This window comes from Paenarthrobacter sp. NPDC057355 (genome assembly GCF_042667405.1).
Lineage (GTDB): Bacteria > Actinomycetota > Actinomycetes > Actinomycetales > Micrococcaceae > Arthrobacter.
In genome coordinates this window covers 797,825-823,890 of record NZ_JBHVAL010000001.1, presented here as the reverse complement: position 1 = coordinate 823,890, position 26,066 = coordinate 797,825, and the positions used below count along the sequence as shown (strand labels likewise).

Sequence of the window (26,066 nt, the reverse complement as noted above, 5' to 3'; positions counted from 1 at the left end):
CTTCACCTTACGGGAGAATTACGGCACCCGGCAGATACCCGGCGGCAAGGACTGCCTGATCCCGCACGGTAGTGAAGAATAGGAATATGGAAGCAGTAAACACTGGCATTTCTGATGCGGATTCCGTCGAAGACGACGAAACAGAACACGACGAAACAGAGGGAGCCAGCGGGGAGCCCAGCCTCGGCCAGGTGTTGTTGGCTGTAGAGGAGCTTTGGCCCGAGTCGCTTGCCGAGGATTGGGATGAAGTCGGTCTCGTGGTCGGGCGTCCCACCGTGCCGGTGACCAAAGTCCTTTTTGCCGTGGACCCCACATTGGCTGTCATTGACGAGGCCATTGAATGGGGTGCCGAACTTCTCATCACACATCACCCCCTGCTGCTCAAAGGCGTGAATTCCGTGGCGGCGACTTCGGCCAAAGGCCTGGCGGTTCACCGCTTGATTGAGGCGGGCACCGGTCTGCTCACAGTGCATACCAACGGTGACTCGGCCGTCGGTGGGGTCTCTGATGTCCTCGCTGACGCCTTCGGGCTGGAGAACGTCGCGCCGTTGACGCCCGCCTCCAACGGCCTGCCGGAAGAAGGAATTGGCAGGGTGGGCGATCTTCCCGAGCTTGAAACCCTGGGTGACTTCGCGGCACGGGTCTTCGAAATGCTCCCGGCCGTCGCGGGCGGGGTGCGGGTAGCCGGTGACAAGGATGGCCTTGTCCGCCGCGTGGCAGTCTGCGGCGGCGCCGGCGACAGCCTGTTCGACGCCGTCCGGGCCAACCATGCGGACGTTTACGTCACAGCGGACATGCGGCACCACCCGGCCTCGGAAGCGCGTGAAGGGGCCGCCAACGGGCGTCCCTACCTGATTGACGTTTCGCACTTCGCCAGCGAATGGCTCTGGCTCCCTGCGGCGGCCGAAGCGTTGGGCAACGTCCTCGCGGACCAAGGCTACGACGTCGAAATCCGCGTCAGCAGTACCAACAGCGACCCGTGGGACTTCATACTGACTCCCGGCGGCGACTAGAGTCTAGGAAAGATCCGGACTTGATCTCCAGGTCCGGCGGCGACAAGCGGAGGTAAGCGTGGCAAAAGCGGCACCGGCAGAACAATTGAAGTTGCTTGAACTGCAGGGACTTGATGCCAAGCTCAAATCGTTGGCCGGACGCCGGAAAGTGTTGGAAAACGATCCCCGCATCACTGACCTGACCGATGCCCTCGCGGTGGCCAACGGTGAACTGGGGGCTGCCAAAGTAGCCGTCCACGACGCTGAGGCCGAACTCCGCCGGGCGGAAGCCGACGTCGAGCAGGTGGCCTCGCGCATCGAGCGCGACGAAACCAGGCTCAACAGCGGGACCGGGCTTTCCAAGGACCTGGTGGCACTGCAGAACGATATCGCCTCGCTGACCAAACGACGTTCAGACCTTGAAGATGTTGAATTGGAGATTCTGGAGCGACTGGACACCCTACGCGAACGCCAAGTCGCCCAGCAGGTCATTGTCGACGACATCCAGGGCTCTTTCGGCAGCATACGTGCGGAGCTGGATGAAGCAATCGCGGAGATCGTTGCTGAAGAAACAGTGGTCCGCGGGCAGCGGGCAGCATTCGCAGAGGCCTTGGACGCGGGGATGCTCGCAGTCTACGAAAAGACCATCGCCAAGCGGGGCGTCGGAGCTGCCCGGCTGTTCCACGGGAAATCCGAAGGATCGGGCATGATGCTCAGCCCCGGCGACCTCGCCGAGGTCAAGGCCGCTGCTGAAGACGACATCGTTTTCTGCCCGGACTCCGGCGTGATCCTGGTCCGGTCGGCGGAGTGGAACTGACCCCTGCCGCAGATCCTGCGGGGCCTAGCTCGTCAGGATGATGTTCAGCGCGTGCGGCTTGCGGGCAGTGCCTTCGACGAGTTCGGTGGTCCAGTGTTCGCTTGCTGCCTTCAGGAGTTGTTGGGGAGTTGCCGGTGCTTTGCCGCGCCTCGTCAGCAGATGCCTGGCCAGTTCACCCCGGGTGTGCTTGGCGAAGTGGCTCACCACCGTGCGCTTGCCGTTGGCCTCGTTGAACACGTTGACCGTCACGGTCTGCTCCGCCGGGGGAGCCCACGCAGCGGCATAGGTGCTCGAGCGGCAATCGATAAGCAGCTCGCCTTCCGAGCGTTTGGCCAAGGCTGCGTTAAGCTGCGGCTTCCAGTAGGAGGCAAGGCGTCCGACGTCGGGCAGTGCAGTTCCCATGGACAGGCGGTAGGCCGGCACGTGGTCGCCGAAGCCGATGGCGCCCCAGAGAGCGGAGACGACCAGAACGGATTCCGTGGCCTTGCGCCGCTGGGCCGGCGTCATGCTTTTGAAGCCCAAGGCGTCGTACAGGACGCCGGAATACACCTGGTGCGCGGGGGCCGCCGGTTCGGCGTGGAGGCGGATATTACGTTCGACGTCGTCCCGCAGGGAGGCGCCGACGCCCAGCAACGCGAGTGCGTCCTCGTGCGCGCTCACGGTTCCCAGCGCTTCAAGGACTTTGGCCCGGTACGGGTTCAGTTCCGGAAAGCTCAACGACTCCCAGTCAATGGCGGGGCCTTTGGCGGCGGGGGTCTTGCCTTCTGAAGGCGGCAGCAGAATCAGCATCAGTCGATATTACCGGTGACTTGGGCCGCCCCGTACGCCGGTAGACTGTAGGACGGATGGGTTGACCAGGCGGCCGCGCGTCACGAAAGTGGCTCGAGGAACGTCCGGGCTCCGCAGAGCAGGGTGGTGGGTAACGCCCACTCGGGGTAACCCGCAGGCCAGTGCCACAGAGAACAGACCGCCAGCGTTTCCGGTATTGCACCGGTTGCAGCAGGTAAGGGTGAAACGGTGGTGTAAGAGACCACCAGCTCCCCGGGTGACCGGGGAGGCTAGGTAAACCCCACCCGGAGCAAGGCCAGACAGGACACGTTCGAGGGCTGCTCGCCCGAGTGTCCGGGTAGGCCGCTGGAGGGCGTCGGCAACGGCGTCCGTAGATGGATGGCCGCTACTCCATTGTTGGCAACGACAACGGATGACAGAACCCGGCGTATCGGTCAACCCATCCATTTATGACTGCCGGGATCACGGGCGTGTGAGTGATTTCACGCGTTCGGGACGACTATGCCCGGCCCTTCCCGCCTAGAATGGTTACTGAACGTAGATGTTCTGCCGCCGGGACTGCGTTCGCAGCCGGCGGATTTTCTTTGCTCTCGTTCAAGGCGCTGTGGGTGGACCGAAGCCCGCTGGCGCATGTGCCGCAGGACTACTCCGGGCGGCCGCTGCCATCTGCATACGAGGACGTATGTGGTTGACCCAAGGAAGGTAGTTCTGTGAGCCAGACGTCAGATTCTTGTCTTGATAAGTGGATGGGCCGGGAGGCTCTCGCCGAGGCCATGATTCCGGTGATCGGCCGGTTGTACCGGGAAAACAACGTGGTCACCAGCATCCACGGCCGGAGCTTGATCAACAAGTCCACCATGAACATCCTCAAGGCCCACCGCTTTGCACGCCGGATGAGCAACCACGAGCTCCTGCTCGAAGAGACCGCACCCCTGCTCAACGCCCTCTCCGAGCTGGAACTCGGCGCCGCAGCCATCGATATTGCACGCTTGACGGAGAAGTACCGGGCAGAAGGCAATGGCGCCTCCCTGGATGAGTACCTGCGGTCCGAATTGGCCGAGATCGTGGGCAGGCGCGGCGCTGACGACCGCACCAGCACCGACGTCGTTCTTTACGGTTTTGGACGCATCGGCCGCTTGCTGGCCCGCCTCCTGATCGAAAAGGCCGGAGGCGGCCACGGTCTTCGCCTGCGCGCCATCGTGGTTCGCAAGGGTGCTGAGAACGATCTCGTCAAGCGCGCGAGCCTGCTGCGCCGCGACTCCGTCCACGGCTCTTTCGAAGGCACCATCCGCGTGGATGAGGAAGCCAACACCATCACGGCCAACGGTGTCCAGATCCAGGTCATCTACTCGGACAACCCCGCGACCGTGGACTACACCGCGTACGGCATCAAGGATGCGCTGGTTGTCGACAACACCGGACGCTGGCGCGACGCCGATGGCCTCTCCCAGCACCTGCAGAGCAAGGGCGTTGCCCGTGTCCTGCTGACCGCGCCGGGCAAGGGCGAGCTCAAGAACATTGTCCACGGCATCAACCACTGCGACATCAACGACGCCGACAAGATCGTCACCGCGGCATCCTGCACAACGAACGCCATTACCCCCGTGCTGAAGGCGATCAACGACAAGTTCGGGATCATTCACGGCCACGTCGAAACAGTCCACTCGTTCACCAACGACCAGAACCTGATCGACAACTTCCACAAGGGCGACCGTCGTGGGCGCTCGGCCGCACTGAACATGGTGATCACCGAGACAGGTGCCGCAAAGGCTGTCGCCAAGGCCCTTCCCGAACTGCAGGGCAAGCTCACAGGCAATGCCATCCGCGTACCCACCCCGGACGTTTCCATGGCCATCCTGAACCTCAACCTCGAGAACGGCACCACTCGTGAGGAAGTCAACGACTTCCTCCGCGAAATGTCCCTGCACTCCGATCTCCGCAAGCAGATCGACTACATTGATTCCCCTGACGTGGTTTCCACCGACTTCGTTGGATCCCGCCGGGCCGGCATCGTTGACGGACTTGCGACCATCTCCAACGACAAGAACCTCGTGCTGTACGTCTGGTACGACAACGAGTTCGGTTACTCCTGCCAGGTTGTCCGCGTCATGGAGGAAATGGCCGGCGTGAACCCGCCGTCGTTCCCCGCCAAGGACGTCATCGCTCCGATTGCCGTACTGGAAACTGCTGACGCCTGATTCTGAAGCAGCTCACGCGGGTTTCCCGGCCGGGACACTGGAATCGGCCGGGAAATCTGAGCAAAATGGCACTCATGGAAAACGAATCAACCATCGAACATGAGACCACGCTGGAACACGCCTTGGACGTCGCCAAGGCCAACCATAAACAAGCCCAGAAACTCCTGGATCAAGCAGTTGCGGCCAACGCTGCCGGAGACGTCTCCGACGAACGCGTGGCGCAACTGCGCGGACTTTTGGAAGTAGCTGCTGAGGACCTTCACCGCGTGATGCGCGAGCAATAGGGGAGCCTGCCTTCGGCCTCTGTACAGTGTGACTTCTCCTACACACTGTGGATACCGGCTCTGACTGTCGGGGCCCTGTCATACGCTCGTATGACACAGCCTGCCCCAATGGATGGAGTCCCTTGAGCATCACCTGGTCCGCCTACAAACGCGCCCGTCGTCGGTCACGCCAAGCATGGGCGGTTCTGGCACTGGCGGCCGCGACCATTGTCGCCGGGTTGTCGTGGTTCTTCACCGCTGGGCAGTTCGACGCAGCCCAGCCAGCGCTGTCTGGACCCAGTGAGGCTCCGGTCTTCAACCCCCAATGGATGAAACCAGTCCGCGGTGCAGCAGCAGTCGCCCCTGGAAAAGCCGCGGATGCCTTGGAACGCCTGCCGGTCAAAGGCCGGGCGGCGAAATCTGACTACGACAGGGCCGCCTTCGGGCAGGCCTGGGCGGATGCGGACCGGAACGGCTGCGATACCAGGAACGACATCCTTCGTCGCGACCTGACGGCTGTCAGGTTCACTGAAGGTTCCTCCTGCAAAGTAGCTTCCGGCATGCTGAACGAGCCCTATACGGGGCGGCAAGTGTCCTTCGAAAGGGGACAGGACACCAGCTCGGCGGTGCAGATTGACCATGTGGTTGCCCTGGCCGATGCCTGGCAGAAGGGGGCCCAGCAGCTGACCGTGCAGCAGCGGCAGACCCTCGCCAACGACCCCCTGAACCTCATCGCGGCCGATGGCCCGGCAAACGTCAAGAAGGGGGCCGGCGATGCTGCAACCTGGTTGCCCGCCAACAAGAACTTCCGTTGCCACTACGTCGCCCGGCAGATCTCGGTAAAGACCGCCTATCACCTGTGGGTTACCCAGGCTGAAAAGGACGCCATGAAAGGCGTGCTCTCGTCCTGCCCAGGACAGCAGACGATCTACAGCGGCAGGTGACCGTGCCCCAGTTGCCAAGTGCCGCCGTCGTCGATCCGCTCCAGGACCACCCGCTGGAGGGAAGTCTCCCGGGGGAGCTTGTCCAGGTTCTCCAAGCCCCGCTGACGGAAGGTGAAGTAGACCGCGTCCGTGGGTGCATCCGTACAGCGATCCACGGTGAATCGCTTGGCAAACGACGCGATGTTGCTGTTGGGGAGGCGTTCCGAAAGATACGGGTCCAGCATCCATGAATCGCAGGTGGCCACTGTTGCCGGCTTGTCCGGGAAGTGATGGGTGAAAAACGCGCGGGCCTGGGCAAAGCTCTCGTCCACCAGGGCAGGGGAGAGGCCACCGTCCTCCGGGATATGCACACCCAACACCCACCCCGATGCAGCACTGTCCGCAGGGACGAGGTGGAACTGCAGCCTGCCTAGCCGGAAGAGGTTGCCAGCCATATGCAGCGTCAGCCAACCCCACGTATCCAATCCGAACCGGCCGTGAACCCGTCGGTTGATCCGCAGCTGCAAGCCCACGTCGGCCAGTGACGCCGCGGAAACCGCAGAACTGATGCCCAACTCCAGGTGATAGTCATGGACGACGGGTGCGAAGCGCAGGAGTGCTTCGATCCAGGTCGCCTCCGATGCATCCTCTTCCTTGATGCTGTCCAAGGGAAAGGTGCCAAGCCGCGCCTCAAGGGCCTCCAGCGCCCGAATGACGCCCTTGTCAGGTGAGGTGGCCAGTAGACGCGCGCACTCCGGCGCGTCCTCGGCGCTGATGCCCAGAAGCGTGAACAGCTCGGTGTGGGTGGCAGTCACCATGGGTCAGTGTCCGAAAGGATCTGGGTCGACGCCGGGCATCCACGTCAGGCCGGGCACGCCCCAGCCGTTCTTCTTGGCCTGCTTCATGGCCTTCTTGGAGTAACGGTCCACGAGGCGGTTCACGTAGAGCTTGCCATCCAAGTGATCGAACTCGTGCTGGATGATCCGGGCGAACCAGCCCGTCGCTTCGAATTCCACGGGGTTGCCATCGCCATCAAAGCCTTGGACCCGCGTCCATTCGGCGCGCTGCAACGGGTAGTACTCGCCAGGAAAGGACAAGCAGCCTTCAACGTCTTCGTCGGGATCGGGAAGGGCACCTGAGACTTTGGACAGGGTCAGTACCGGATTGACCACTACGCCCTGCGGCGGGACGTCGTCGTCATTGTCGTACTTGTAGACGAAGATGCGCTTGCCTACGCCGACCTGGGGAGCGGCAAGCCCGACGCCGTTCGCGGCGTCATTGGTCTCGAACATGTCCGCAATCAGGGTGCGCAGTTCGTCGTCGAAGACTTCCACTTCACTTGCCCGGCGGTGCAAGACGGGTTCGCCCCAAATGGTGACTGGCAGGACGGTCATGTCGGTTCTTCCTCTGGTGATCGCTGGGGTCCGGGATGTTCCGGATCCGGGTTAAAAGCAAAGGCCGCACCGGATAACCGGTGCGGCCTTTGTGGAAACCGGCTCTGCAGCCAATCTCGGTGGGGTGAGCTACGGGGGTTGAACCCGCGACCTCCTGGACCACAACCAGGCGCTCTGCCAACTGAGCTAAGCCCACCATGTGCCCTCTGTGGTTATTCCGTTTGACCGGCTTTCCTCGAAGGCAACGACAAATAGCTTACCTGCTGTTTTGGGGTGCTAAGACCACTTTTGCCGGTTTTGGCGAAAAAACCTTCAAAAATGGCGCAGATCACACTGTCCCACTGGATCCAAGCGTTTCAGCGCTGGCCATGATCTCCTTGGAAATGCGCTGGGCCGTGGCGGTATCGGGGCCCGGCGCGGGGACAAAGACGGCCTCGCGGTAGTAGCGGAGCTCGTCGATGGAGTCCTTGATGTCGCCCAACGCGCGGTGGCCACCGTGCTTTGCGGGTGACTGGAAGTAGGCGCGCGGGAACCAGCGCCGTGAAAGCTCCTTGATGGTGCTGACATCAATGACGCGGTAGTGCAGGTGCTCAACGATGTTTGGCATGTCCCGCGCCAGGAACATGCGGTCCGTTCCCACGGAGTTGCCACCCAAGGGGGCCTTGCGCGGATCCGGAACCCATTTCTCGATGTATTCCAGAACCTGGGCTTCGGCCTCGGCCATCGTCTTTCCGAACGGGAGTTCGTCCAGGAGCTTGGATCGGGTATGCATGTCGCGAACGAAATCGTTCATTTGTTCCAGCGCGGCATCATCGGGCTTGATAACGACGTCGACGCCGTCACCAAGGATGTTGAGCTCGGAATCCGTCACCAGGGCGGCTACTTCGATCAAGGCGTCGTTCTTGAGGTCGAGACCGGTCATTTCGCAGTCGATCCAGACGATGCGTTCATTAGTAATAGGCACGCGCCTAGCCTATCCTTCCGGCTGTTCCAAGTGCTCCGATGGTACGATTTTTGAGCGCGGCAGTGTCGTTTCTTCCTGCTGCTGAAGCCCCGAAGACGCAGAACTTTTGTCCCGAAATTACCGGGCGAACGATTGGATGACGACTACATGACGGTGCCCGTACCCGCCGCCCAGAAGGCAGGGACAGCAGCGCCGACGGCGGATGCTGCAACCAGCGAGGTGGATAACGCTCGTTCGCCGCTGATCGCCGGTTTCATTGGTTCGCTGTTTATGGTGTTCGGTTCCCTGGGTGTCGGTTGGCTGGCGCCGGTCTCAGAACTCCGGCGGTTGCCGCTCTTTATCTGGATGCGGACCGAGGGCGCTGGTGTCGCGCTGTCCATCGTTCTTTTGGCCATCGGCGGGATGCTGTTGGTCAGGGCTTGGCTGCGTCTAGGCCAACGTGTCCGGGTCTGGGGTCTGGAAGCCAGAAAAGCAACGCTGCAGGCAGTGGTGGCCTGGGGCCTGCCCATGATGTTCACCGTTCCCTTGTTCAGCAGGGACGTTTACGCCTACATCGGTCAGGGCCGCCTGATGGTCGAGGGCATGAATCCGTACAAGAACGGCATCTCTGCCCTGCCGAATTACTTCCAGCTGGGTGCCGACAAGATGTGGACCGAAGCTCCGGTCCCTTACGGGCAGTTGTTCCTGTGGATCGAGCAGTTTGTTGTCTGGGTAACGAATGTCCAACCCGAAGCCAGCATCATGCTGTTCCGGTTGGTTGCTTTGGTGGGGATCGTTCTCTGCATTGTCTACGTGCCCAAGCTGGCGGAACTTCACGGAGTCAATCCGCACCGGGCCCTGTGGCTCACTGCAGCCAATCCGCTCTTCCTGACCAACTTCATCGCCAGCGTCCACAACGATGCCCTCATGATCGGCCTCGCACTGGCGGGCCTCTACTATTGCGCGACCCGCCGAGTCATCCTGGGCATCGTGCTGGTCACTCTGTCGATCTCCGTCAAGCCGATCACCATCGTGTTCCTGCCCTTTATCGGACTCCTGTGGGCTGGCAAAGGGGCATCCTGGCCACGAAAATTCCTGTACTGGTTCCTGACTGCGGCCATCAGCTTCGGGCTGCTGTACGCCCTGAGCGCGGTGAACGGCTTTGGGTTTGGCTGGATCAACGGCCTGTCAGCTCCTGGCAGCATCTGGATCTGGTACGCGCCCGTAGGCCTTATTGGCCTGGTGGTCGCATCCATAGTGAATGTCTTTGGCCTGGACGGCTGGGGCATGGCCAAGTGGGTTTACGACGCAGGGAAGGTCCTCATGGTCGGCGCCGTTGCCTGGCAGATCTTCCGCGGTGACTACGACCGCCTGATGCGTCGATTGACGTTGGCCTTTGCTGCGATCGTCATTCTCGCCCCGATGATCCAGTCCTGGTACGTGGTGTGGTTGATTCCGCTCTTCGCAGTTACTGGCATCCGCAACGACTGGCAGGTCAAGGCGGTCTACTTCATCGTGTCATTCTTCATGGTGTACGCAATCTCCGACCAGTTGGACGTCTTCCCGTACCTGCAAAGTGAAGACCTGGGCCTGGCACTGACCTTGGCCAGGAACGCAGCCGCGATCATCGCGCTCCTCTTCGCCGTCTACCTGATCTTTGTGGACCCGAAGACCAAGAGCTTGTTCCGCAAGCGTGATGAGCCAGGACACCGTCCCGTCATTTGAACAGCAGGTCATGTGGGCGGCAGGTCAGGTGAGCAGCAGCCGGGTCGCTTCCCGCTTGGATAACGGGCTCAACGCTGCCCGGTTTTCTTCGACGAAGCGGCGGACCCACTCCGGATCCGTCTTGCTGTACTCACGCAATGACCAGCCAATGGCCTTCCGGATGAAGAACTCTTTGTCCGCCAGATTTGCCGAGATTACTTGAGCCAGCAGCACGGTGTCCGTTGTGGATTTCGCTCCGAGCTGCGCCGTGATGGCCGCCCTGCGGATCCACATGTCCGCGTCGTTGGCCCACCGAAGCAGCAGCGGGGTCATGATGTCCCGGTGGGCCAACAGAAGTGCGCAGATCCGATGCGATACACCGTCTACAAGGTCCCACCAAGCACCTGTCCGAATGACTTCCTCATAGATCGGCAGCATGCCCAGATCCTCCTTGACCATTCGCAGGCCGGTGAGATCAATGGCTGCGTAGCGTTCTTCCCGTGCCCCGGCTTCCCGCCAGAGCGTCAGGATGGCCGTTCGCAACTCTTCCGGTGACGTCGGGGGGAATTCCATGGCCGCCGACCTGACGATCCTTCGCACCTCGGGAACCCTGACGCCAAGGGAAGGCATCTCGGATTTCATGTAAGCCTGGGAGCCACGTGCGCGCTCGGCGTCGCCCCCGGCAAGCAGCTTTGAACGGATGGACTCAACGAGGGCTGCGGTGGACATGCACCAACTCTAGGGTGCGTTCCCCGGCAGCAGCCCGCTTCTCAAGCCGCGGCACCCACCAACTCACCCGTGGTTGTGTTGACCAGGAGGTCCCCGCCGCCTTCTGCATCCTCCAGGCCGGCCGGGACCGATTCCTCTTCCGGGGGCACTTGGTCCTCGTCATCGTCACCGGCATTCCAGTCGCTTTCGCCCGGGGGATTTGCTGAGCCCTCAGCCACGGGAGTTGACTCAAGGGGTGCCGCTGTACCGTTCATACGGGTGAAGTTGGCGGAGCCCCACATGAGGTCATGGCCAACCGACTCGGCATCAATTTCCGCGACGTGGTAGATGCGGCCCTCATGCTCCCACTGCCTCAGGCGCAGCTTTCCCAGGACCAGGACCCGTTGCCCCTTTTTAACGCTGCAGCCCACATGCCCGGCCAGGTATCGGAATGACTGCACGGTGTACCAGTTGGTGTTGCCATCCACCCACGTGTTGCTCGCGCGGTCGAAGCGCCGCTCGGTTGTTCCGAGGCGGAACGACGCCGTTGCTGTGCCGCGGGTTGTGGTGGAAGTCTTCACGTCCGAGGCCACGAAGCCCCTGACGGTGATCATGTCGTTCATTGGTGGTCCTTCGCGATGTAGGGAAGTGCCTGTCCGGCTCCTTCAGCTTCGTGGAGCATCGCTCCGGACAGCAGTGCCCTTCCTCGCTATGTGCATAACTTCGGCAAAAAGCTATGTGTTGAGGACTGGACGCGGTCAGCCTGGAGATGCGTGGAGATGCGGAGCGACCAAGGGATCGCATGTAAACTCTTTGTGGCGCGGGCGGCCCATGTGGTCCTCGAGTCAGTGCGCCCCAGTAGCTCAGGGGATAGAGCAGCGGCCTTCTAATCCGCCGGTCGGGGGTTCGATTCCCTCCTGGGGCACACATCACCCTCCTTGGTTACCTCCAAGGAGGGTGTTTTTTCCTGGGGCGGACTCCAGAAATTCCTTCAGGTTGCCCAATACCAATTGCCACGTGGCAGTGGAGGAAGCAACTTCGTCGTCGCTTGAATTGTTGCCCTGAGTGATGGTCACTGTGGTGCCGGCCGGAGTCGGGTCCAAGAAGTACTCCACTGTGTGGTGGTTCTCGGGGATGTCCGGAAGTCCCGAGGACGGACTGAAGTGAGTGGTCTGCAACCTCACGGGCGGATCGAAAACGAGGACGGTCCCTGTGTCCTCGTACACGGTGCCGTGGTACTCGCCCGGAGTAGGTAATCGGGTCGCCCACTTTCCAAGTGGTGGTGACATGGGTCCCCAAAAAGTACTGCTTGATGAGGTCAGGATCCGTCAGGGCTTCCCACACTTTTTCCTGCTGTGCACCGATTGTGGTTGACGCAACGGCGTCTTTGACTTCTCCACCCACAGCGTCCGCTCCATCCCTTGTTCAGGCTCTTCAGGACCTTTCAGCACACGCTACGCCGGTCCATGCCCTCTGTGAATGGCACAATGGCTAGGTGATAAGCAGGGGAACCACACCAAAACCTGGCCGGGCTGCACAGGCTTCCACCACCAGCATCCGGCTTGCAGGCGGGGCGCTGATGCTGGCCTCGGCGATTCTGATGATGACAGCATGCACTGCCGCGCCTGCCACTCCCACGCCCGCCGGCTCGTCGACGCAGCCCGCGGGCACGCCCGGCCCAAGCGTCAGCAGCGCGAATCCGTCGGCAGGTACCGCATCCGATCCCTCCGCCAGTGCCCGAGCCACGGAAACCCCGGATGCTGCCGTGCTGGCAACTACTAAGACCGTCGAGTCCACACTGAAGAACCTGGTGGCGGGTAATCCCAAGCCGGACAGGGAAGCGCTGAGGGCTGCCCTGGTCTCGGCAGGCATCCCTGAGGGGAACCTCGAGGTATCGGTCAGCCGGACGCCAACCGGGCTTGATGTCGACGCCATGGAGGCGGCCGCGTTGTCCGGCAAGTCCTGCGTCATGGGCCAGATACGTGACGGAGGCGTCGTGGTGACCGTGCTGCCCGTTCTGGCGACAGGGAAGTGCTTCGTAGGGGACGCCCGGTAGTTCACCTGCGCTGTGCGAATGTGAGTTATGAACGCCTACCCATTAGATTTAAAGGCATGGCGGAATTCATTTACACGATGACCAAGGCTCGCAAGGCCGTTGGCGACAAACTTATTCTGGACGACGTCAGCATGTCGTTCTACCCCGGCGCGAAGATTGGCGTCGTCGGCCCGAACGGTGCTGGCAAGTCCACCATCCTCAAGATCATGGCCGGCTTGGACACCCCTTCCAACGGCGAGGCCCGCCTGAGCCCCGGTTACACCGTGGGCATCCTCCTGCAGGAACCGCCGCTGAACGAGGAAAAGACCGTTCTGGGCAACGTCCAGGAAGGCGTTGGCGAGATCTACGGCAAGATCCAGCGCTTCAACGAAATCTCGGAAGAGATGGCCAACCCGGACGCGGACTACGACACATTGCTCGATGAAATGGGCAAGCTCCAGGAAGCCATCGACGCCGCTGACGCCTGGGACATCGATTCCCAGCTTGAGCAGGCCATGGACGCGTTGCGTTGCCCGCCTGCAGATGCCGACGTCACCGTCCTCTCCGGTGGTGAACGTCGCCGCGTGGCCCTGTGCAAGCTCCTGCTGCAGAAGCCTGACCTCCTGCTCCTTGACGAACCCACCAACCACTTGGACGCCGAGAGCGTTCTGTGGCTTGAGCAGCACCTCTCGCAGTACCCCGGTGCTGTCCTCGCCGTCACCCACGACCGTTACTTCCTCGACCACGTGGCTGAGTGGATCGCAGAAGTGGACCGTGGCCACCTTTACCCGTACGAGGGCAACTACTCCACCTACCTGGAGAAGAAGAAGGCACGCCTGGAGGTCCAGGGCAAGAAGGACGCCAAGCTGTCCAAGCGCCTGAGCGAGGAACTTGAATGGGTACGCTCCAACGCCAAGGGCCGCCAGACCAAGTCCAAGGCGCGTTTGGCCCGCTACGAGGAAATGGCTGCGGAGGCCGAGCGCACCCGCAAGCTGGACTTCGAAGAGATCCAGATTCCGCCGGGACCGCGCCTGGGATCCTTGGTGATCGAAGCCAAGGACCTGAAGAAGGGCTTCGATGACCGCGTTCTGATCGAAGACCTCTCCTTCTCCCTTCCCCGCAACGGCATTGTTGGCGTGATTGGCCCCAACGGTGTGGGTAAGTCCACGCTGTTCAAGACGATCGTGGGGATGGAACCGCTCGACGGCGGCGACCTCAAGATCGGCGAGTCGGTCAAGATCTCCTACGTCGACCAGTCGCGTGGCGGCATCGACCCCAACAAGACCCTCTGGGAAGTTGTTTCCGAAGGCAATGACTTCATCCAGGTCGGCCAGGTCGAAATGCCTTCACGTGCCTACGTCTCAGCCTTCGGGTTCAAGGGCCCGGACCAGCAGAAGAAGGCCGGAGTCCTCTCCGGTGGTGAGCGGAACCGCCTCAACTTGGCACTGACGCTCAAGCAGGGTGGCAACCTCCTGCTCCTCGACGAACCCACCAACGACCTCGACGTCGAAACCCTGAGCAGCCTCGAGAACGCGCTTCTCGAATTCCCGGGCTGCGCCGTGGTGGTTTCGCACGACCGCTGGTTCCTGGACAGGGTTGCAACGCACATCCTCGCCTACGAAGGTGACGACGAGAACCCGTCCAGGTGGTACTGGTTCGAGGGCAACTTCGATTCGTACGAGGAAAACAAGGTGGAGCGCTTGGGCCCCGATGCCGCAAAGCCGCACCGCGTGACGCACCGTCGCCTCACCCGCGACTAGTACACGAAAGAAGAGGCCGGTCCCTGCTGGGGCCGGCCTCTTCTTTTTGTCTCGCCAGGCTACGGAATCCTGACCATGCCTTCCTGGGCCACCGTGGCGACATGCACGCCGTCGCGGTTGAAGATCCTGCCCGTGGCCAATCCGCGGGCTCCCTGGGCGCTGGGGGACTCCTGGACGTACAGCATCCACTCGTCCACCTTCACGGGCCGGTGCCACCACATGGCGTGGTCGAGGCTGGCAACGCTCATGCCCGGCGTCATCCAGGACAGGCCGTGCTTGCGGAGGATGGGTTCAAGCAGCGTGTAGTCGCTGGCGTAGGCCAGGGCGGCGATGTGCAGTTGGGGATCATCGGGGAGCGGGCCCATGGTTTTCATCCACACCGCATTGGTGGCCACATGGTCGCTCGGCGGGGAAACATAGAGCGCGGGGTCGATGTGGCGGACATCGAAGGGCCGCTCGGAGGACATGTGCCGTGCCAACGGATGGTCGAAGTGGGACAGGAGTTCGGCCGTGCTGGGCAGCGTTTCGGGATCAGGGATGCCTTCGGGCATGGTTGCCTGATGATCCAGGCCACCGTCTTCGACCTGGAACGAGGCAATCATCGAAAGGATGGGGACGCCGTCCTGGTAGGCGTGCACGCGGCGGGCGGAAAATGAACGGCCATCACGCAGCCGTTCAACGCCGAAGGTGATGGGCTTGTTCGCGTCGCCCGGACGCAGGAAGTACCCATGCATGGAGTGTGCCACCCTGTCCGGCTCAACAGTGCGCATGCCCGCCATCATTGACTGGGCAAGGACCTGCCCACCAAAAACACGATGCCGCGGCTGCTTCTGGGAGGGACCAAGGAAAATGTCCTCATTGGTCCGGGCTCCGTCAAAGTCACCAAGGTCCAGCAGGCCAATCAGCACTTCCATGGGGTCTTCTGCGGGTGCATCCACCTGGAGGCCAGCGTTCGTCTCAGTCATGGTTCGACTTTAGACGCCGCCCCGACCCCTCTCAACCGCGGACATGCCGGTAGAGTCGATGATGTGACAGACGTCTTGACCCAGTCCTTCCGCTTCGCCGATCCCCGGGACCTCGCTGACTTGCGGACCTTCGTCACCCGGGCAAAGAGCATCGACGACGGCGCCATCCGCCTCCAGGCCGCAGGCACCGTCCTGGCTGCTTACGTCTGCGTCCTGAGGCCGCGGATCCTGGGGGAGTCGACTCCCACGATTCTTGGCCTTCGCACCATGGCCCTCGCGGAGCCGGCACATGCGGACGTCACGGTATCGCTTGCCTCGATTACGGACCGCTTGGCACGCTCAGGTGCCGGTGACGTCGAACTGCCGGTGCCGCCGTCGACCGTTTCCGAGTCGTGGGCCGGCGTCAGCGCACCGCGAAGCGGCTGGGAAGCCCAAGGGACAATTTCCGACGCCGACCTCAAGGCAGCAGCCGAAGCCGGCATTGCGGAGGTGGCCGGCGTTATTCCCACCTCGGCGGGAGCCGCAGTGGTCAATACGGCAAGGGCTGCCGTTTGGGGCCGGGCGCTTCCTGGCGAAGACGTGCTGCCGGCCGGGGCCGCGTTTGCGGCTTTTGCCCTGGGGTTCCTTGGGGATGACACCCAACACGTCTTCCGGAACGGACGCTGGTTCCGGCTGAGCGGACCCCGCGGCCACGTGCTGGTGCGCACGGGCGCGGGGCTCGGCCTCGGTCTATCGGTCTAGTTGCGCGGACCCTGGGAGGGGCTGTTGACCATGGTCAGCGCCGCCCGTTCCATGTAATCCCACAGCGTTCCCTCGTGAAGGGGCGAAAGATCCAGCGAATCCACGGCCGTACGCATGTGGAACAACCACCGGTCCTTGGCCTCCGGTGTCACCTGGAAAGGCATGTGGCGCATGCGCAGGCGCGGGTGGCCACGTTCTTCTCCATAGGTGGTAGGTCCACCCCAGTATTGCTCAAGGAACATCAGGAAACGGCGCTTTGCCGGGCCGAGGTCCTCTTCGGGATACATGGGGCGCAGCAGCGGGTCAGTGGCCACGCCGTCGTAAAAGACATCGATGAGCTTGACGAAGGTTTCATGTCCGCCGACGGCGGCGTAGAAACTGTCCGTATAGGCAGGCTGGCTGAAGGGATCGTTTTGCATCAGCTGGCGTCGAGGACCCGCTTGCGGTGACTGCGGTTCTCCGCCTGCAGTGTTACTCATTGGACTTCTCCTCGGCTTTGGCGACGCGCGGCGCGCCAGCTGTGACCGGCGCAGCTGTTGCGCCGGGTTGGTTGCTGTCATCGGGTGACTCCAGCGGCACATAGTCTCCTTGGGAACGGTTTCCAACCCTCAGGATTTCACCGTTACGCAGGTACCAGATGGCCCCGTCTTCGGCCCGGACGCGGGTAATGCGCAGGCCCACCGATTCAACGGTACCAATCACTTCACTGGTGACGATCACGTCGCCGATCCCGTACTGGTCCTCAATGGTGATGAAGATCCCTGCTAGGAAGTCCCGGATGAGCTGCTGGGCGCCGAAACCAATGGCGACACCGAGGATTCCCACGCTGGTCAGCAGCGGAGCGACGTCGACGTTCATGAACTTGAGGACGTAGATAATGACGATCACCACCACGACGACGCTCACCAGGCTTGTGAGCAGCGAGCCGATGGTTTCGGCGCGCTGGGAACGGCGTTCGTGGTCCAGTGCACGGATGGCAGGCTGAACCCATTTGAAATGCGCCTTCTTGAAGAAGGAGCTGCCGGCGGAGACACGCCGGGTGATGCGCAGGATGATGAATCGCGCCACCACCCACACCAACAGGCCGATGCCTACGGTGATGAGGATTGACACGAGGTCGATCTTTTCAGGTTCGATGTTGATGGCTTCCGCAGGGGAGATGAAGGTCAAAGTGGCAAAACTCCTTGTGGTCGGCCCGTGTTCGCCGGGCGCGGAACACTCTGTCCACGTTTAACCCTAGCGCCGTAGCGTGGCGGTATGCGCATCCTGGTCCTCGGCGGTACCGCCTTCCTGTCAGCAGAAACAGCCCGGCAGGCCGTAGCCGCCGGTCATGATGTCACCTGTTTCGCACGGGGTTCTTCGGCGAACCCGCCCGACGGCGCCACCTGGGTCAGGGGCGACCGCGCCTTGGGTGCAGCAGCCTACGCGGAGCTTGCAGACGGCTGGGACGCGGTGGTGGACGTGTCCAGGGATCCGGTCCAGGCCAGAGATGCGTTGGAGGTGCTTGGACCTGTCACGGAGCACTGGACGTTCGTATCCAGTTGTTCGGTGTACGCGGACCACTCAGTACCTGGTGCGGATGAAAACGCTGCAGTGTTGGAGCCATTGCCCGAGGGGCAGCCGGACAGCCCGGAAACCTATGGAGAGTCAAAATCAGCGATCGAGCACACGACGCTGGGCTTGGTGGGGGAGAAGGCGCACATTATCCGGGCAGGGCTTGTCAGTGGCCCAGGGGACGGGACTGACAGATATGGCTACTGGCCGGCCCGCTTCGCTGCAAACAGTGAAACCGTGCTGGTGCCGGACATTACCGCCGCTGCCACCCAGATCATCGACGTCCGGGATCTTGCTGCGTGGATTCTGCGATCCGCAGCAGGAGGGCTAACGGGCACGTACAACGCCTTGGGTGACGTGGTGGGCTTTGACGACTACATCGCCGAATCGCAACGCATTGCCGGGACTACGGGGCACCACGTCGTCCGTCCCTCCGAAGACTGGCTCGTGGAACACGGCGTGGACTACTGGGCCGGGCCCGATTCACTGCCCCTGTGGCTTCCTCCGGACCATGACGGCTTCCAAGCCCGCTCGAATGGGGCCGCACGGCAGCGCGGGATGGTGTTGCGGCCATGGCAGGAAACCCTGGCAGCCACACTTGAGGATGAAAGAACACGGGGGTTGGACCGGCCACGCAAAGCGGGGCTCAGCCGGGAAACCGAACAAAAGCTTGTCGCGCTGTGGCTGGAGCAGCAGCGCTAGGCGGGCGACGCCGCCGTCGTTATTGGTTCGTGGTGGACCGGGAAGTTGACGCTCCTGGCGATGAAGCAGACATGGTTTGCTTCATGGTGCAGCTGCGGCATCAACGACGTGTGTGAGGGATCGGCGATGGTGACGTTTGGCTTGAGGGTGACGCTTTCGAATTGTCCGCTGCCGTCGCGATTGAGTTTCATCAATCCCTCGGCGTGATCCTCATAGCTTGTGACCACCACGCCATGCTTGACCGCAATATGCAGGAAAGAGAGCATGTGGCACTGCGAGAGCGCTGCAAGCAGCAGCTGCTCAGGGTTGTAACGTGTCTTGTCCCCATGGAAGGTGGGATCGGATGATCCCTTCAGCGTAGGCAGCCCACTGATCTCAATGTCGTGATCGCGTGAGTATCCCCGGTAACTGGCGGTTCCCACCCCGAGGTTTCCGGTCCAGCGGACGGTGAGCGCGTAGTGGTGTTCATTGAGCCCCATGCGGACAGTCTAGCCAAGCAAGGCCGACTGCCCGCACGGGCCAATGAGCCTAGATGTCAGCTGCCCTTGCTCGAAGGGCGCGGGCTACGCCGTCGCGGTTTTCCAGCATCATGCGGCGGAGGGCAGCGCTGTCTTCCGGAAGTGCCGCCAGGAATTCATCCGTACGGTCCACAGTGGCCTGGGTTGTGAGCTGGGCCGGGTACAGGCCCACCACGATTTGCTGGGCCAGGGCATGGGTGCGCTCTTTGACGATCCCGGGCACGGCTTGGAAGTACTTCTCCGCGTACGGTTCCAGCAGGCTGGTGTCCGGAACCCTCATGAAGCCGGCGACAGCTGAGGCCTGCAGAGCGTTGGAGAGGTCGCCCTTGACCACGATCGCGTCCCACGCTGCGGCTTTGGCATCAGGGGTGGGGATGGCGGCCTTGGCCTGGGCCGCCGCGTTTTGGCCGTTGGAGGTGTTGTCGCGGGCGAGCTCTTCGTCGATGCGTCCCTGGCCCTGGCGTCCGCCGGATACCAGTGCGGTCAGGAACTCCCAGCGCATGTCCTGGTCCACGGTGAGGCCTTCGAGGGTTGCTGTCCCGTCCAGGAGGGCCTGGATGCGATCCATTTGCGCGGCATTGCGTGCCAGTTGCGCGTAGGACTTGGCAAACTGCAACTGGGCATCCGAGCCGGCCTCCACCGAGGATGCAAGCTCCCACAGCGTGTCCGCTGCTGCGATGGTGGTGTCCAGTTTGTGCTCGGCGGCGACATAGTAGGTCAAGGTGGTGGCAAGCTGGCGCAGTTGGACCAGGATCACCGAGGAATCTGTTTCGTGGGCGATGTTGGCCAGAATCAGGTCCACATAGCCACGGGCGGGCGTTTCGCCGTCACGGGCGGAATCCCAGGCCGAGCCCCACACCAGGGTGCGTGGAAGGCTGGCGGCGAAATCCTTCAGGTGTGCTTTGGCAGTTGCCAGGCTGTCCGGGTCCAACCGGACTTTGGCATACGCGAGGTCGTCGTCGTTGAGCAGGATAAGGTCCGGGCGGGTGAGGCCGACCAAAGCCGGGACCTCTGTGCGCGGGCCGTCGACGTCGAGTTCTTCGCGGTGGGTGCGTTCCAGCTTGCCGTCACCGGACAACGAGTAAAAGCCGACCGCGAGGCGGTGCGGGCGCAGGGTGGGTTGTTCTTCGATGGCGCTCTGCAGGATCGCGAAACCGGTGATGGTGCCGTCAGCGTCCACGGTCAGCTCAGGCGACAGGGTGTTCACTCCGGCTGTTTCAAGCCACAGCTTGCCCCATTGGTCAAGGTCGCGCCCTGAGGCAGCTTCAAGTTCCACCATGAGATCTGCGAGCTCTGTGTTCTTCCAGGCATGCTTGCTGAAGTAGGTCCGGACTCCGGCCATGAACTGCTCAGGGCCCACCCACGCCACCAGCTGCCGAAGGACAGAGGCGCCCTTGGCGTAAGTGATCCCGTCGAAGTTGACCTCGACGTCTTCAAGGTTGTTGATCTCGGCGAAGATCGGGTGCGTGGTGGGCAGTTGGTCCTGCTTGTAGGCCCAGGACTTCTCAACGGAGGCAAAGGTGGTCCACGCGCGGTCAAACTCGGTGTTCTCCACTGCCGCGAGGTGCGACATGTACTCGGCGAAGGACTCGTTAAGCCAGAGGTCGTTCCACCAGCGCATGGTCACCAGGTCCCCGAACCACATGTGCGCCAGTTCATGCAGGACCGTGATGGCCCGCCGTTCGATTTGGGCGCCGGTGACCTTGCCCCTGAAAACGTAGCCCTCGAGGATGGTCACGGCGCCGGCGTTTTCCATGGCGCCGGCATTGAACTCGGGGACGAACAACTGGTCGTACTTCTCGAACGGGTAAGGGCAGCCGAACTGTGCCTCAAAGAATTCGAACCCTTGGCGGGTCAGCTCGAAGATGTTGTCGGCGTCAAGGTACTGCATGAGGGATTTGCGGGCAAACACTCCCAACGGAATGACCCTGCCATCGGAACTGGTGACCTCGGACCGGACGGATTGGTACGGCCCGGCAATCAACGCGGTGACATAGGAGGACAATCGCGGAGTAGGGGCGAATTCCCAAGTTGAGCGAGCGCTTCCGTCCTCACCGGGCGAGGTTTCTGCAGGAACCGGGGTGGGTGAGTTGGAAACAACGTCCCAGTGCGAGGGTGCCGTGACTTTGAACGTGAAGGTGGCCTTCAGGTCCGGCTGTTCAAAGACGGCAAACATGCGGCGTGAGTCGGGAACTTCGAACTGGGTGTAGAGGTACGCTTCACCGTCCACGGGGTCTACGAAGCGATGCAGACCCTCACCGGTGTTCATATAAGGGGCATCCGCCACTACCGTGAGTTCGTTTTCCGCTGCAAGTCCGGGCAGTTGGATGCGGATGCCGTCGGAAACTTCCGCGGGATCCAGCTCTTTTCCGTTGAGCGTCACGCTGTGGACGGTGTGTGTGATGGCATCAATGAACGTTGATGCTCCCGGCGTGGCGGAAAACCGGACGGTAGTGGCTGATCCGAAGACTTCCGACCCTTTCGTCAGGTCCAAGGTGACTTCGTATGAGTCGACAGTGAGCAGTTTGGCGCGGTTCGCGGCTTCATCGCGCGTGAGGTTAAGGCCTGGCAAGTGGTGCCTCCGGGAATCGGGATGACCGGCCGGTCCGCCGGCCGCTGGTATGAAGTTATTCTTTCACTCCGAGGGCGGAAGGCAAGGAGTGGTCGCCACAGTGTCGCTTCCACGGAGTAGCGTTGGGATATGGGAACGATCCGGGAAAAACTCGACTTCCGCGCCTTGAGGTTCGCGGTTGCTTTTCCACTGCTGCTCGCCATTGGCTTCGTGCTGTGCGCCCAGATGCTGCGTAATGATCTGCCCAACCCCGTCGCAGTGATGTGGAGTGCCGACGGCGGCACGTCCTTCGCGCCGTTCGGCGCCTATGTGGCAGGCGGCGGAGCCCTCATTACCTTGTGTGGGTGGGCTGTGTTCCTGCAGGCCGTCCCTATTTCCCGGCCTGTCATCATGCGTCGGGTGCTGATGGGTGTCGGGCTGATGGTCAGTCTGTTCATCACCACGGTGCTCGCCGCCGGGCTGGTAGGCCAGACCGGGGCAGCCGACGCCCGCGAGTCCCATGTTGACCCCATCGTGCTGGCCATGGGCAGTGGAGCCGCGTTGGCGCTTGGCGTTGTCATGATGTTCGCTTTCAAGCCCGATCCCCGATGGACACGCGAAGATGACGTAGCGCTGCAACAGGAGTTGGCGCTCCTTGAGGATCCGGACCTTGCCCGGGACAGCCTCAAAATGTGGGTTCACGCCCGTAGTTCAGTCTTCGTCATGATTATGGTGTCGGCCATCTTTCCTGCCGCATTGATAGCCATTGCGGTGCCGTGGCTTGGGGCCTTGGTAGCCGTAGCGGCAGTAGTCGGTGCCGGGTTCCTCTTTGCCAGGGTCCGCGCCGACAGGGGTGGTCTGCAGGTCTTCGCGGGAGGAATCGTGCGGGTCCTGACCGTTCCTGCCGTCGAGATTTCCGCGGCTGCTGCAGCAGAGGTCAAAGCAGCCGACTATGGGGGCTGGGGTTGGCGGCACCACGAAGACGCCACCGCCATGCTTGTCGGCAGCGGCCCGGCCGTGGTGGTCAGGAAACTCAACGGAGGCCGCGTTGCCTTGAGCGCAGGTACACGCGCTTCGGCTGACATGCTCGCTGAAATCCTTAACAGGGCCGCGCATCGCGCACGTGATGACGGGCAGGCTCCTCAACCGCGGTAGCGGTAATCTAGTAGCGCATCCCTCAACGCCGCGCCCGGCCAGTGCTGTGCCGCTGCCCTCCACTGCCCAGTGCCACACCGGCGCCAAAATAGAATGGACTTTCCGTGACTACACCCCGCGTCCACATCGCAACCGACCACGCTGGAATGGAACTGAGCGCCCACCTGGTCAACCACCTCACCGCGAAGGGCTACGAAGTGGTGGACCACGGGCCCAAGGAGTACGACGCGCTGGATGACTACCCGTCGTTCTGCATCAATGCGGCCGTTGCAGTGGTCGCAGACCAGCAGGCGGGAGTTCACGCTTTGGGCATAGTGCTCGGCGGATCGGGAAACGGCGAGCAGATTGCGGCGAACAAGGTCAAGGGTGTCCGTGCTGCGCTGGTGTGGAATCTCTCCACCGCAAAACTGGCCCGCGAGCACAACGACGCGAATGTCGTAGCAGTGGGAGGCCGCCAGCACTCGGTGGAGGAAGCAACGGAGCTTATTGAGGCCTTCCTGCAGGAACCCTTCAGCAACGATGAGCGACACGTACGCCGCATCGGCAAGATCGCCGTGTACGAAACCACCGGCGAAATCGTCCAGTAGTGCCGGAGGGGCACTCGATCCATAGGCTGGCCCGCCAATTCCAGGATGTTTTTGGCGGCCAGCGCTTGGAAGTTTCCAGCCCGCAGGGGCGTTTTGCTGCCGGGGCCCAGCTGCTGACAGGGCACAACATGGTGGAGGCCCTGGCCCACGGGAAGCAGTTCTTCCTGAGGTTCGATCACGGGCTTTTCCTCCACGTCCATCTTGGGCTGTACGGTGCCTGGAGCTTTGGCGGTGACAGTACCTTTTCCGGTTCCTCCAGCATTGGCGCTCCCCGCCGCATCGGTGAACGGGAAAGCGGCGCCGGCCAGGACGATGGCCAGTACTCCGGGCCACCCTCGCCGGTGGGCGCCGTGCGTGTCCGTCTGGTCTCGGAACATGGCTGGGCGGATCTCAGGGGCGCTACCACCTGCGCCGCAATCACCGCGGCCGAGGCAGAAGCGGTGTTGGGCCGGCTGGGGCCTGATCCGCTCCATAACCGGCCGGGCGACCGGGAGGAATTCATCGGACGCCTGCGCCGCCGCAAAACCCCTGTAGCGCTGCTGATGATGGATCAGTCAGTGCTGGCAGGAGTAGGGAACATCTACCGGGCCGAAGTGCTCTTCCGTCAGGCAGTGGATCCGTGGACGCCTGGGAGCGGGATCGACGTCGAAACCGCAGGCCGGTTGTGGGATGACAGTGTCAGGACCATGGCCGACGGCGTCCGCGACGGCCGGATTGTTACGACGCCTCCGTCACTGTGGGGCGGAGGCGGTGGACTGCCGCAGGACGCCGATGCCCACTTCGTCTACAAGCGTCAGGGATTGCCCTGCCGGGCTTGCGGCACCGCGGTGGGGGTGACGGAGATAGGAGCGCGAAAGCTCTACTGGTGCCCGGGCTGCCAGGTTTAGCGATCCTTGGTGACCGGTAGCACTCCGGTGACACTGCTTCAAATACAGAAGGGCCCCGATCCGTGGATCGGGGCCCTTCATGTGGAGGGGACGACGGGAATCGAACCCGCGTAATCAGTTTGGAAGACTGAGGCTTTACCATTAAGCTACGTCCCCGAAAGGATCTCCTGTTCAGGACATCTTCCCGGTGGCTGTTCAAGCCGGGTATAACTAAACCTAATTCCGGCGGCGGTGTCAAATGTGCAATCTCGGCCCGCTTGCCCGTAGACTGTCCTGTGCATTCGGGGTGTAGCTCAGCTTGGCTAGAGCGCCTGCTTTGGGAGCAGGAAGTCGCAGGTTCAAATCCTGTCACCCCGACTCTGTGTTTGTGTCCGATTCCGGGACGCATCAGAACCCCATACCCACAAAATCAGGAGTACTTAGACTGTGAAGAGCGCTGTCGAGAACCTCACCGCAACGCGGGTCAAGCTCAACGTTGAGGTTCCCTTTGAGGAACTGAAGCCGAGCATCGATGCCGCGTACAAGACCGTTGCTTCGCAGATCCAGGTTCCCGGATTCCGCAAGGGCAAAGTTCCCTCCAAGCTCATCGACCAGCGCGTTGGCCGTGGGTATGTCCTGGAGACGGCCATCAACGATGGCCTCAACGGCTGGTACCAGGCCGCTGTCCAGGAAACCGGTGTTCGCCCGCTGAGCCGTCCCGAGGTTGAAATCACCGAGGTTCCGGATCCCTCCGCAACCGATGGTGAGCTGAAGTTCCAGGTGGAGATCGACGTCCGCCCCGAGATCGAGCTGCCGGAGTACGCCGGCATCAAGGTTGAGGTTGCCGCCGCCGAGTCCTCCGAGGCCGACGTCGACAAGTCCCTCGACGAACTGCGTGGCCGTTTCGGCACGCTGAAGTCCGTTGAGCGTCCTGCCAAGAACGATGACTTCCTCACCATCGACATCACCGCTACCATCGACGGCGAAGAGATCGACTCCGCCGCCGGCTTGTCCTACCAGGTAGGCGCCGGCACCATGCTCGAAGGCCTCGACGAAGCCGTGACCGGCCTGTCCGCCGACGAAGAAGCCATCTTCGACACCACCCTTGTTGGTGGCGACCACGCCGGCGAAGCTGCCCAGGTCAAGGTTGTCGTGAAGGCCGTCAAGGAGCGCGAACTCCCCGAGGCAAACGACGACTTCGCCCAGCTCGCTTCCGAGTTCGACACCCTTGCCGAGCTCCGCGAGGACCTCGCCAAGCAGGCTGCCGACTCCAAGGTTGTGGAGCAGGGCGTCGAGGCCCGCGACAAGGTCCTGGACAAGCTCGTTGAACTCGTAGAGGTTCCGGTTCCCGAGTCCGTCGTTGAAGAGCAGCTCGAAGCGCACTTCAACCCGGAGAACGCCCACGGCGAAGGTGACCACGACACCGAGGAGCACCGCGCCGAGGTCAAGGCCAACACCGAGCGTGCGTTCCAGAACGAAATCATCCTTGACGCCATCGCGGACAAGGAAGAAGTAGAGGTCAGCCAGAACGAGCTGATCGACTACATCGTTACCACCGCCAGCCAGTACGGCATGGACCCCAACCAGTTCGCCCAGATCATTGACCAGAGCGGCCAGGTTCCCATGATGGTTTCCGAGGTCCGCCGCCGCAAGGCACTGGCCGTCGTCCTGGGCCAGGCAGAGGTTGTCGACTCCGAGGGCAACAAGGTTGACCTGACGGACTTCGTCCGCCCCGCCGGCGAAGCAGCAGCCGAAGAAGCAGCCGCTGTGGAAGCCACGGAAGAGGCCGACGCCGTTGCCAACGATGACCCCGCGGCAGTGAAGTTCTAAGCAGCAACGCGAACCGACCCCGGATCTGATGATCCGGGGTCGGTTTTCTTTAAGGCCGGACACAGGCGCTC

The 26,066-nt window shown here is 62.2% G+C and carries 27 protein-coding genes, 4 tRNA genes, 1 other RNA gene and 1 pseudogene; 17 read left to right on the top strand and 16 right to left on the bottom strand.

Annotated elements, in window-relative coordinates; translation table 11 throughout:
* Positions 1-86 precede the first annotated feature (86 nt).
* Together ACFUOZ_RS03820 and ACFUOZ_RS03815 are read left to right on the top strand one after the other, a co-directional pair.
* Positions 87-1,013 (top strand): Nif3-like dinuclear metal center hexameric protein, encoded by a 927-nt coding sequence (locus ACFUOZ_RS03820; protein WP_377544905.1) that lies wholly within the window; start codon positions 87-89, stop codon positions 1,011-1,013.
* 58 nt (positions 1,014-1,071) lie between these two features.
* Complete coding sequence (locus ACFUOZ_RS03815) at positions 1,072-1,809, top strand: zinc ribbon domain-containing protein (protein ID WP_377544903.1); 738 nt, start codon at positions 1,072-1,074, stop codon at positions 1,807-1,809.
* A 24-nt stretch (positions 1,810-1,833) separates the two neighbouring features.
* On the opposite strand, the gene ACFUOZ_RS03810 is transcribed toward ACFUOZ_RS03815, so the two are convergent.
* Positions 1,834-2,598 carry a YaaA family protein gene (locus tag ACFUOZ_RS03810; RefSeq protein WP_377544901.1) on the bottom strand — a complete coding sequence of 255 codons (765 nt, stop codon included), beginning with the start codon at positions 2,596-2,598 and terminating at the stop codon, positions 1,834-1,836.
* A 57-nt stretch (positions 2,599-2,655) separates the two neighbouring features.
* Between ACFUOZ_RS03810 and rnpB the strand changes: the two genes are divergently transcribed.
* The 4 genes from rnpB (at position 2,656) to ACFUOZ_RS03790 (ending at position 6,003) form a co-directional block, all read left to right on the top strand.
* Positions 2,656-3,044: RNase P RNA component class A (gene rnpB, locus ACFUOZ_RS03805), an RNA gene on the top strand.
* Positions 3,045-3,308: 264 nt separating this feature from the next.
* Positions 3,309-4,796: a glyceraldehyde-3-phosphate dehydrogenase gene (locus tag ACFUOZ_RS03800; RefSeq protein WP_377544899.1), complete on the top strand. Its 1,488-nt coding sequence runs from the start codon at positions 3,309-3,311 to the stop codon at positions 4,794-4,796.
* Positions 4,797-4,870: 74 nt separating this feature from the next.
* On the top strand, positions 4,871-5,080 hold the full coding sequence (locus ACFUOZ_RS03795) for a hypothetical protein (RefSeq protein ID WP_377544897.1): 210 nt from the start codon (positions 4,871-4,873) through the stop codon (positions 5,078-5,080).
* 122 nt (positions 5,081-5,202) lie between these two features.
* Positions 5,203-6,003 carry an HNH endonuclease family protein gene (locus tag ACFUOZ_RS03790; RefSeq protein WP_377544895.1) on the top strand — a complete coding sequence of 267 codons (801 nt, stop codon included), beginning with the start codon at positions 5,203-5,205 and terminating at the stop codon, positions 6,001-6,003.
* Here the strand turns inward: ACFUOZ_RS03790 and ACFUOZ_RS03785 are convergent.
* The 4 genes from ACFUOZ_RS03785 to orn all read right to left on the bottom strand — a co-directional run bounded on the left by ACFUOZ_RS03785 (position 5,988) and on the right by orn (position 8,340).
* Positions 5,988-6,800 carry an acyltransferase domain-containing protein gene (locus ACFUOZ_RS03785; RefSeq protein WP_377544893.1) on the bottom strand — a complete coding sequence of 271 codons (813 nt, stop codon included), beginning with the start codon at positions 6,798-6,800 and terminating at the stop codon, positions 5,988-5,990. The genes ACFUOZ_RS03790 and ACFUOZ_RS03785 overlap by 16 nt on opposite strands.
* A gap of 3 nt (positions 6,801-6,803) precedes the next feature.
* Entirely contained in the window at positions 6,804-7,376 is a 573-nt protein-coding gene (gene def, locus ACFUOZ_RS03780) for a peptide deformylase (protein WP_377544891.1), read from the bottom strand.
* Between the two features lie 120 nt (positions 7,377-7,496).
* A tRNA-His gene (locus tag ACFUOZ_RS03775) sits at positions 7,497-7,572 on the bottom strand.
* 132 nt (positions 7,573-7,704) lie between these two features.
* Positions 7,705-8,340, bottom strand: a complete 636-nt coding sequence (gene orn, locus ACFUOZ_RS03770; protein WP_377544889.1) for an oligoribonuclease — start codon at positions 8,338-8,340, stop codon at positions 7,705-7,707.
* 147 nt (positions 8,341-8,487) lie between these two features.
* On the opposite strand from orn, the gene mptB reads away from it, so the two are divergent.
* The gene (gene mptB / locus ACFUOZ_RS03765; RefSeq protein WP_377544887.1) at positions 8,488-10,044 is read left to right on the top strand and encodes a polyprenol phosphomannose-dependent alpha 1,6 mannosyltransferase MptB; all 1,557 of its coding nucleotides are present in this window, start codon (positions 8,488-8,490) and stop codon (positions 10,042-10,044) included.
* Between the two features lie 24 nt (positions 10,045-10,068).
* Here the strand turns inward: mptB and ACFUOZ_RS03760 are convergent, their stop codons facing one another.
* A complete protein-coding gene (locus ACFUOZ_RS03760) occupies positions 10,069-10,752 on the bottom strand; it encodes a DNA alkylation repair protein (protein WP_377544885.1) in 684 nt (227 codons plus the stop codon).
* A gap of 41 nt (positions 10,753-10,793) precedes the next feature.
* Positions 10,794-11,354, bottom strand: a complete 561-nt coding sequence (locus ACFUOZ_RS03755; RefSeq protein ID WP_377544883.1) for a single-stranded DNA-binding protein — start codon at positions 11,352-11,354, stop codon at positions 10,794-10,796.
* Between the two features lie 229 nt (positions 11,355-11,583).
* On the opposite strand from ACFUOZ_RS03755, the gene ACFUOZ_RS03750 reads away from it, so the two are divergent.
* A tRNA-Arg gene (locus tag ACFUOZ_RS03750) sits at positions 11,584-11,656 on the top strand.
* 4 nt (positions 11,657-11,660) lie between these two features.
* On the opposite strand, the gene ACFUOZ_RS03745 is transcribed toward ACFUOZ_RS03750, so the two are convergent.
* From ACFUOZ_RS03745 to ACFUOZ_RS03735, 3 genes and pseudogenes are all read right to left on the bottom strand, one after another.
* Entirely contained in the window at positions 11,661-12,020 is a 360-nt protein-coding gene (locus ACFUOZ_RS03745) for an SRPBCC domain-containing protein (RefSeq protein WP_377544881.1), read from the bottom strand.
* Between the two features lie 7 nt (positions 12,021-12,027).
* Positions 12,028-12,075 (bottom strand): annotated as a pseudogene (locus ACFUOZ_RS03740) (hypothetical protein); the annotation flags it as partial.
* Between the two features lie 147 nt (positions 12,076-12,222).
* Complete coding sequence (locus ACFUOZ_RS03735) at positions 12,223-12,477, bottom strand: hypothetical protein (protein ID WP_377544879.1); 255 nt, start codon at positions 12,475-12,477, stop codon at positions 12,223-12,225.
* A 19-nt stretch (positions 12,478-12,496) separates the two neighbouring features.
* Here ACFUOZ_RS03735 and ACFUOZ_RS03730 point away from each other — a divergent pair, with 19 nt between their 5' ends.
* Together ACFUOZ_RS03730 and ettA are read left to right on the top strand one after the other, a co-directional pair.
* Positions 12,497-12,787 carry a DUF6993 domain-containing protein gene (locus ACFUOZ_RS03730; RefSeq protein WP_377544877.1) on the top strand — a complete coding sequence of 97 codons (291 nt, stop codon included), beginning with the start codon at positions 12,497-12,499 and terminating at the stop codon, positions 12,785-12,787.
* A gap of 56 nt (positions 12,788-12,843) precedes the next feature.
* A complete protein-coding gene (ettA, locus tag ACFUOZ_RS03725) occupies positions 12,844-14,526 on the top strand; it encodes an energy-dependent translational throttle protein EttA (RefSeq protein ID WP_262275211.1) in 1,683 nt (560 codons plus the stop codon).
* 59 nt (positions 14,527-14,585) lie between these two features.
* Here the strand turns inward: ettA and ACFUOZ_RS03720 are convergent, their stop codons facing one another.
* Entirely contained in the window at positions 14,586-15,491 is a 906-nt protein-coding gene (locus ACFUOZ_RS03720) for an acyl-CoA thioesterase II (RefSeq protein ID WP_262275210.1), read from the bottom strand.
* 63 nt (positions 15,492-15,554) lie between these two features.
* Between ACFUOZ_RS03720 and ACFUOZ_RS03715 the strand changes: the two genes are divergently transcribed.
* Positions 15,555-16,232: a hypothetical protein gene (locus ACFUOZ_RS03715; protein ID WP_377544875.1), complete on the top strand. Its 678-nt coding sequence runs from the start codon at positions 15,555-15,557 to the stop codon at positions 16,230-16,232.
* Here the strand turns inward: ACFUOZ_RS03715 and ACFUOZ_RS03710 are convergent.
* Both ACFUOZ_RS03710 and ACFUOZ_RS03705 read right to left on the bottom strand, forming a co-directional pair.
* Positions 16,229-16,711, bottom strand: coding sequence for a globin (locus ACFUOZ_RS03710; RefSeq protein ID WP_377544873.1), 483 nt, complete (start codon positions 16,709-16,711; stop codon positions 16,229-16,231). The genes ACFUOZ_RS03715 and ACFUOZ_RS03710 overlap by 4 nt on opposite strands.
* Positions 16,704-17,402 (bottom strand): mechanosensitive ion channel family protein, encoded by a 699-nt coding sequence (locus ACFUOZ_RS03705; protein ID WP_377544871.1) that lies wholly within the window; start codon positions 17,400-17,402, stop codon positions 16,704-16,706. The genes ACFUOZ_RS03710 and ACFUOZ_RS03705 overlap by 8 nt, the downstream gene beginning before the upstream one ends.
* An 87-nt stretch (positions 17,403-17,489) precedes the next feature.
* Between ACFUOZ_RS03705 and ACFUOZ_RS03700 the strand changes: the two genes are divergently transcribed.
* Positions 17,490-18,488 (top strand): NAD-dependent epimerase/dehydratase family protein, encoded by a 999-nt coding sequence (locus tag ACFUOZ_RS03700; RefSeq protein ID WP_377544869.1) that lies wholly within the window; start codon positions 17,490-17,492, stop codon positions 18,486-18,488.
* Here ACFUOZ_RS03700 and ACFUOZ_RS03695 read toward each other — a convergent pair.
* Both ACFUOZ_RS03695 and pepN read right to left on the bottom strand, forming a co-directional pair.
* Entirely contained in the window at positions 18,485-18,967 is a 483-nt protein-coding gene (locus ACFUOZ_RS03695) for an OsmC family protein (protein ID WP_377544867.1), read from the bottom strand. The genes ACFUOZ_RS03700 and ACFUOZ_RS03695 overlap by 4 nt on opposite strands.
* A 49-nt stretch (positions 18,968-19,016) precedes the next feature.
* Complete coding sequence (pepN, locus tag ACFUOZ_RS03690; RefSeq protein ID WP_377544865.1) at positions 19,017-21,578, bottom strand: aminopeptidase N; 2,562 nt, start codon at positions 21,576-21,578, stop codon at positions 19,017-19,019.
* 129 nt (positions 21,579-21,707) lie between these two features.
* Between pepN and ACFUOZ_RS03685 the strand changes: the two genes are divergently transcribed.
* From ACFUOZ_RS03685 to ACFUOZ_RS03675, 3 genes are all read left to right on the top strand, one after another.
* Positions 21,708-22,712: a hypothetical protein gene (locus ACFUOZ_RS03685; protein ID WP_377544863.1), complete on the top strand. Its 1,005-nt coding sequence runs from the start codon at positions 21,708-21,710 to the stop codon at positions 22,710-22,712.
* A gap of 104 nt (positions 22,713-22,816) precedes the next feature.
* Complete coding sequence (locus ACFUOZ_RS03680) at positions 22,817-23,299, top strand: ribose-5-phosphate isomerase (protein WP_281449378.1); 483 nt, start codon at positions 22,817-22,819, stop codon at positions 23,297-23,299.
* Complete coding sequence (locus ACFUOZ_RS03675) at positions 23,299-24,186, top strand: Fpg/Nei family DNA glycosylase (RefSeq protein WP_377544861.1); 888 nt, start codon at positions 23,299-23,301, stop codon at positions 24,184-24,186. Before ACFUOZ_RS03680 ends, ACFUOZ_RS03675 begins: the two co-directional genes overlap by 1 nt.
* 82 nt (positions 24,187-24,268) lie before the next feature.
* Here ACFUOZ_RS03675 and ACFUOZ_RS03670 read toward each other — a convergent pair.
* A tRNA-Gly gene (locus tag ACFUOZ_RS03670) sits at positions 24,269-24,342 on the bottom strand.
* 126 nt (positions 24,343-24,468) lie between these two features.
* On the opposite strand from ACFUOZ_RS03670, the gene ACFUOZ_RS03665 reads away from it, so the two are divergent.
* Together ACFUOZ_RS03665 and tig are read left to right on the top strand one after the other, a co-directional pair.
* Positions 24,469-24,543 (top strand) — tRNA-Pro (locus tag ACFUOZ_RS03665).
* 69 nt (positions 24,544-24,612) lie between these two features.
* Positions 24,613-25,995, top strand: coding sequence for a trigger factor (tig, locus tag ACFUOZ_RS03660; protein WP_377544859.1), 1,383 nt, complete (start codon positions 24,613-24,615; stop codon positions 25,993-25,995).
* The last annotated feature ends 71 nt before the right edge of the window (positions 25,996-26,066 follow it).